This window comes from Longimicrobium sp. (assembly GCF_036554565.1).
Taxonomy (GTDB): domain Bacteria; phylum Gemmatimonadota; class Gemmatimonadetes; order Longimicrobiales; family Longimicrobiaceae; genus Longimicrobium.
The window spans coordinates 1-6,411 of record NZ_DATBNB010000539.1 but is presented as its reverse complement, the minus strand read 5'-3'; the positions used below and the strand labels follow the sequence as shown (position 1 = coordinate 6,411).

7 protein-coding genes are annotated in these 6,411 nt (G+C 69.9%); 4 read left to right on the top strand and 3 right to left on the bottom strand.

Annotated elements, in window-relative coordinates:
- Positions 1–927 (bottom strand): gamma-glutamyltransferase family protein (locus VIB55_RS14810; protein ID WP_349263033.1); only part of this gene is annotated, 927 nt, incomplete at its 3' end.
- 287 nt (positions 928–1,214) lie between these two features.
- On the opposite strand from VIB55_RS14810, the gene VIB55_RS14805 reads away from it, so the two are divergent.
- Both VIB55_RS14805 and VIB55_RS14800 read left to right on the top strand, forming a co-directional pair.
- Positions 1,215–1,496 carry a BrnT family toxin gene (locus tag VIB55_RS14805; protein ID WP_331877430.1) on the top strand — a complete coding sequence of 94 codons (282 nt, stop codon included), beginning with the start codon at positions 1,215–1,217 and terminating at the stop codon, positions 1,494–1,496.
- The gene (locus VIB55_RS14800; protein WP_331877429.1) at positions 1,474–2,445 is read left to right on the top strand and encodes a hypothetical protein; all 972 of its coding nucleotides are present in this window, start codon (positions 1,474–1,476) and stop codon (positions 2,443–2,445) included. The genes VIB55_RS14805 and VIB55_RS14800 overlap by 23 nt, the downstream gene beginning before the upstream one ends.
- 60 nt (positions 2,446–2,505) lie before the next feature.
- On the opposite strand, the gene VIB55_RS14795 is transcribed toward VIB55_RS14800, so the two are convergent.
- Positions 2,506–3,579, bottom strand: coding sequence for an LptF/LptG family permease (locus VIB55_RS14795; RefSeq protein WP_331877428.1), 1,074 nt, complete (start codon positions 3,577–3,579; stop codon positions 2,506–2,508).
- On the bottom strand, positions 3,576–4,979 hold the full coding sequence (locus VIB55_RS14790; protein ID WP_331877427.1) for an LptF/LptG family permease: 1,404 nt from the start codon (positions 4,977–4,979) through the stop codon (positions 3,576–3,578). Before VIB55_RS14790 ends, VIB55_RS14795 begins: the two co-directional genes overlap by 4 nt.
- A gap of 117 nt (positions 4,980–5,096) precedes the next feature.
- Between VIB55_RS14790 and VIB55_RS14785 the strand changes: the two genes are divergently transcribed.
- Both VIB55_RS14785 and VIB55_RS14780 read left to right on the top strand, forming a co-directional pair.
- Positions 5,097–6,032, top strand: a complete 936-nt coding sequence (locus tag VIB55_RS14785; protein WP_331877426.1) for a M28 family peptidase — start codon at positions 5,097–5,099, stop codon at positions 6,030–6,032.
- Between the two features lie 3 nt (positions 6,033–6,035).
- A partial coding sequence (locus VIB55_RS14780) for a helix-hairpin-helix domain-containing protein (RefSeq protein ID WP_331877425.1) occupies positions 6,036–6,411 on the top strand: 376 nt, incomplete at its 3' end.

The following is a 6,411-nucleotide window of genomic DNA, read 5'->3' as shown; positions in this document are numbered from 1 at the left end:
CATCGACTGGTACAGCGTGTGGATGTACCGTGAGCTGTTGTAGCCCATCGACTTGAGATCGAAGTTCTCCAGGATGTTCAGGGCCTGCAGCATGGCCGGGCCCTGCGTCCACTGGCTGAGCTTGTAGACGCGGATGCCCTTGTAGTCTACGGACAGCGGCTGCTCGACCTTCACCTCCCAGCGCGCCAGGTCGTCCAGCGTGATCAGCCCGCCCTGCTCCTGCACGCCGCGGACGAACTCGCGTGCGATGTCGCCGCGGTAGAAGCGCTCGTACGCCGACATGATTGCCTCGCGCCGGCTGCGGCCGGCCGCCAGCGCCTGCTGCTCGGCCTCCACCAGCTGGCGGAGGGTGCGCGCCAGGTCCGGCTGTTGGAAGATCTCGCCCGGGCGCGGCGCCTCGCGGTTCTCGCCGGCGTGAGGGAGGAAGACGGCGCGCGAGTAGGGCCACTCGCGGATGCGGTCCTTGTTGCGCTCGATGCTGTTGGCCGTCTGCGCCTCGATGGGGTAGCCGTCCGCCATCTGGATTGCGGGCTCCAGCACCTCCTTCAGCGACAGCTTGCCGTACTCGGCCAGCATCACCAGCAGGCCGCCGGGCGTTCCGGGCGTCACCGCGGCCAGCGGTCCGTACTCCGGCGGATACTGCATCCCCCGTGAGCGGAAGAACTCCGGTGTGGCCCCCGTGGGCGCCACGCCCAGCGCGTTGATGCCGATCACCTGCCCCGTGTTCGGGTTGTAGATCAGCGCCTGGGTTTCGCCGCCCCAGCTCAGCACGTCCCACATCGTCGACGTGGCCGCCAGCATGGCGCACGCGGCATCTACCGCGTTGCCGCCGCGCTGAAAGGTCATGGCGCCCGCCGTGGCCGCCAGCGGCTTGCCGGTGATGGCCATCCAGTGGCGGCCGTGCAGCACGGGCTTGGCGGTGCGCATCTGCGCCTCCGCCGACGAGGCGGCCAGCACGGCGGCGAGCAGGGGCAGCAAGGCGCGTTTCAGCATCTGCGAGAGCATCGGGACGTCGGGCTGGGGGTGATCGGATCGTGCGGACGATGGCGTCCGTGGACCTCGCCTCATCATTCGGGCCACGGGCTGAAAACACCAGCAAAATCGCTTCCCGACACAGGTGGTACCAGTTTTTCTCCACCCCTTCCACTCTGTTCACTTCGCCCGTAGCTTCGGTCCACTTTGCTGGTTGACAGGCCGATGAGACGGAGTGAGCTTTGCAGTTCGACTGGGATCCCGAGAAGGCGGCGAGCAACCTGCTGAAACACCGCATCTCCTTCGAAGAAGCGGAGACGGTGTTCTATGATGAGCAGGCCAGTGATGAACCGGACCTCGACCACTCACTCGAGGAAGCCCGGATGATCCTGGTCGGGATGTCCGATCGGCTCCGAGTGCTCACCGTCATCTACACGGAACGCGGGCCTTGGACGCGGATCATCAGCGCCCGCCGCGCGACGAGGAGGGAGAAGAATAGGTATGGCCGAAGACGCCGAAATTGAGATGCGCGACGAATACGAGCTGAAGAATCTTCGGCCCAGCCGCCACGTGATTCCGCTGAGCGAAGATGACCGCGAATACCTCCGCGGCAAAGCGCGTGCTGGCGATGCGCGGGCATGGCGTAAGTTGGCTGGTGAGCAGATCCGTGCCGCCGAGCAGGCCATCATTGCCCATTGGACGCTCGTGACGCACGAAGGGGTCGCCCCGCAAGGAGAATACTGGTACGACGCCCCGGAGTACGATGAGATCGCGGACGGCCGCGGATGGTTCTGCGGCGAACGCTACGCCAGGAAAAAGACGCTGACCGTCAAGGAAGTCGAGCGCGCTCGCGAGATCATGGAGCGGGCGCAAGCGCTCGCCGCACGGCTGGACGCCATCCTCAGGGACCACGCGGCGGCACAGGGCTGGTCGGACGAGGAACTCGCCGAGCGGCGGGAGGTGGCGCTGTACGGCGCTCGGCAGGCGAGGGTCACCCGGGCGGAACCAGATCCCGACGAGGCGCACTTTGTCCGCTACGAGGTGCCGGACTCATATCAGGAGCGCGAGAAGTTCCGGGACGAGGCGCTCCGGCGCGACACGATCATGCGCCGGGAGATGGCTGCGCAGGAGATCCGCGACGCGATGGAGGCTTTCTTCGGCTACCGGGTCATCGTTCACGGCGACGACGCGCTGGTTGCGACGCAGCGGGTGCGGGCGGGGTTCTACGGCGAGGGCGCCGGCACTCCAAAGCCGCTCGGTGAGTGGCTGGACTGGGTGAACAGCCCCGAGTTCCCCGAGGTGCTGGAGCTGGACCAAGCCGACGAGCTGTGGCACGCGTGCAAGCGCGCCGAGGCCGTTAAGGACGAGTACAACGCCCTGGTCGAGGCGCACCTCGCGTCGCGGGGGGACCCGGGTGACGCCATCGAGCGGCGGCGGATGGAGACGGCGGCGCTCTGGGCCGCGGCGGCCTGAAACGGAGCCGCCCGCCGGGAGCCGGGTCCGGGCGGGCGGGGAACTCGGCGGTCCCGACGCTTACGTGCGGACGCGGGCCATCAGGAAGAGGCCGGCCACCAGCAGGATGGCGTTGGGGCCCCACGCCGCGATCAGCGGGTCGATGGCGCCGCTGCTGCCCAGCGCCTTGCCCACGCGGAAGAGCAGCATGTAAACGATGGTGATTCCCAGGCTTACGCCCACGCCGTACGCCGTCCCACCGCGCTGCGACGAGGTGACCAGCGGCGCGCCGAACAGCACGATCACCACCACCGCCATGGGAATGGCCAGCTTCTGCGCCCGCTCCACCCGTAGCGGGCGCGCGTCGCCCCCGGAGCGCTCGATGGCGCCGATGAAGCGCGTCATCTCGGCGTAGCGCATTTCCTCGGGCTCGCGCGGCTCGGCCAGCAGCTCCTCGGGCGTTTCCACCAGCCCCGGCACGCCGAGCGTGTCGAAGCGGGTGGCCTTCTCGGTGCCGTCGGCGAGCAGCTCCCGCTTCCACCCGTCTTCCAGCCGCCACCCGCCGCGGGTGCGCCACACGGCGCGGCGCGCCAGCAGGTGCATGCCCGGCGCCCTGGCGGTGGCGTTGCGCTCCAGCACCAGTTCGGTGATCTCGCCGGCCCTGGGCTCCAGCCGCCGCGCGCTGAGCACCCCCTCGCGCTCCGTCTGGAAGACGAAGTTGATGCGCGGCCCCGTGTCGGCGGCACGGCCCGGCTCGATGAGCTCGGCGCGTTTGCGCAGCGTTACCGGCACCAGCTCGCCCAGCGCCAGCGCCCCCGCGGCGATCACCACGGAAAGCACGCCGATGGGAAGGAAGATGCGGTAGAAGCTGATGCCTCCCGCCTTGGCCGCCGTGATCTCCTGGTGCCGCGTCATCCCGCCGATGGTGAACACCGTGGCCACCAGCGCGGCGATGGGAAAGGCGTACAGCACGAACAGCGGGAACTGGTAGGCATACGACAGCGCCAGGTTCTTCATGGCGATGCCGCGGTCCATGTACGTGTCGATGTTGTCGGTGATGTCGGCGATGATGAACAACAGCGGCAGCCCCGTCGCCAGCGGGATGAAGGTGTAGATGAACTGCCGCAGGATGTAGCGGTCCAGCAGCCGGGTCATCGGCCTGCCCCCCGGCGCAGGGGCAACCCGCGCAGCGCCTGCAGCACGCCGTCCCACATGCCGCTGCGCGCCGTCGATGATTCGCGCCCCATGGTGGCCAGCCCCATCAGCCCCACCACGGTCATCAGCGCGTTCATTACCCACATGGCGAAGAGCGGGGTCACGTAGCCGCGCCCGGCCAGCGACTCGCCGCCGATCAGCCCCACGTAGTACAGCGAGAACACCACCATGCTGGTGGCGATCACCATGCCGATGCCCCCGCCGCCGAAGCGCAGCGCCAGCGGGGCGCCCACGATGACGAACACCAGCGAGGCGAGCGCGATGGAGTACTTCTTGTGAATCTCCACCTCGTAGTTGCGCATGCTTTCCTCCACCTGCTCCACCTGACGGCGCAGGTTGGCCAGCGCGTCGGCGGTGCGGCGGGTGCGCGACGCCACCGTGCTTTCGGGCATGTAGCTGTCCAGCGCCACGGCCGCACCCACATCCGCGGCCGGGGCCTTGCCGGTGACGGCGAACTCCAGGTCCGCCAACGCGGTCTGGCGCAGCTCCTTCACCGCGTCGCGTCGCTGGCGGGCGAGGGTGTCGATCTGCGATTGCAGCATTCCCACGGTCATCTCGCGGTCGCCCCGGTAGCCGTCGGGCCGGTCGTTGCGCGTGAGCTGGTTGCTGATCCCCGGGATGCCGAACACCTGCCGCTGGAAGTACACCCGCCGGAAGCTCGCCGGGTCGTCCGACGCCACCTCGCGGGTGTGCCCGTCGTACAGCTGCATGATCATGTCGCTGCCGCTGGCGCTGAACATGGCGCGCCCCGAGTCGGCGAAGATGGTGCGCATGCGCGTGGCGTTGGTGACGTCGTAGATCTGCACGTCCCACATGCGGTTGGTGCCCGGCTCGATGCGCCCCGCGCGCAGGTACAGCACGCTCCCGCCCGTCTGCGGCGAGATGCGGTTGAGCGTCTGCTCCTGCAGCAGAAAGGTGGGCGTCTTGCGGCCGATGTCCACGATCAGCTGGCTCCAGCGGTGGTTGGCCTCGGGGAGCACCCGGTCGTTGAACACCACCATGGCGCCGGCGATCACCCCCGCGGCCACCAGCAGGGGCGCCAGCAGGCGGCGGAGGTCCACCCCGCTGGCCTTGAGGGCCGTGATCTCGTTCTCCGCCACCAGGGTGGAAAACGTGTACAGCACGGCCACCAGCACCGCCATGGGAAAGGTGAGGGCGATGGTGGCCGGGAGCGCCAGGGCAAAGAACTCCAGGATCACGCGCATGGGCAGCCCCTTGCCGGCCAGGTCGGCAAGGCGCTTGGCCAGGGTGTTGATCAGGATCACCCCGGTGAGCGCGCAGAACGAAAAAAGAAACGGGCCCAGGTGCGCCCGCATCAGGTACCGCGTAAGGATCTTCATCCGCTGATTCCGGGCCTTGCCCCTGAAAGGGAACGGCTCCTAGTATACGCCCGCGAAAGGGGCGGCGCCAAGCCGCCGCCAGCCTTTCGCCCCGCTCCCCCGACCTGGCGAGACTCCTTGATACCAACGCGCGGGCGCGCCCGTTCCGCAGCGGCGGCTCTCACCCTGCTGCTGGCCTCCTGCTCGCGGGCCGCGCCGCCCCCGCCGGAGTTCAGCGCGGCCCGGGCATGGACGCACCTGACCGCGCAGGTGGGCTTCGGGCCGCGGTACCCGGGCGACAAGGGGAGCCGGCGGCAGCTGCTGTGGCTGGTGGACGAGCTGAAGTTCCGCGCCGACACCGTCATCCAGCAGCCGTTCACCGCGCCGGGCGAGGGCGGGCGGCCCGTGAAGCTGACCAACGTGCTGGCCCGATTTCGCCCCGAGCTCAAGGAGCGCATTCTCCTGGTGGCCCACCGCGACACCCGCCGCCGCGCCGACGGTTCGTACGATCCGCTGGACCGCCGCTTTCCCACCCCCGGTGCCAACGTGAACGCCTCGGGGGTGGCGGTGTTGATGGAAATCGCGCAGCTGCTGAAGGAGCAGCCCGCGCCCGTGGGCGTCGACATCCTGTTCGCGGATGGCGACGACTTCCGCGACGAGGCCGACTTCGCGGGCACCCGCCACTTCCTGGCCCAGATGCCCGGCTATCGCCCCCGCTACGCCGTGGTCCTGCAGGGCGTGGGCGACAAGCTGGCCGAGTTCCCGCGCGACTCGCTTTCCGTCGCCACGGCGGCCGAGGCCACCGCGCGGGTGTGGGAGGCGGCGAAGGCGGCGGCCGCGGACAGCGTGTTCGTGCAGCGGACTGCTCCGCCCATGCGGAACGCGGGGCGGGTGCTTGCCGCGGCGGGGATCCCCACGGTGATCGTCGCCGACCGCGAGTACGGGCCCGACAACGCGCGCTGGCACGCCATCACCGACAAGCCGGAATTCGTTTCGCGCGAAACGCTGGGGCTGGTTGGGCGCGTACTGGCGACTGCCGTGTTCGGCGAGCAGCCGGCCGCCGGGGAGAACTGAGGGATGGGGGCCACCTCGCAGGAGCGCCTGGCGCTGGGTGTGGCCGCGCTGCTGCTGGCCGCGGGCGCCGTGGCGCGCGTGGCGGCGTCGGACCGGCCGGCGCCGCTGGCGGGCGCGCCGGCCGTGGAAAGCGCTGCGGCGTCGCGGCTGCTGGGCGAGGTGGCGGACTCCGTCGCCCGCGCCGAGCGCCGCCGTGCGCCCCTCGGTGAAGGGGAGCGGCTGGACCCGAACACCGCGTCCGCGGACGAGCTGGACCGACTTCCCGGCGTGGGCCCTTCGCTCGCGGCGCGGATCGTCGCCCGGCGGACGGAGCGGGGCCGCTTCCGCACGCTCGCCGACCTGGACTCGGTGCCCGGCGTCGGTCCGGCGCTGCTGCGGC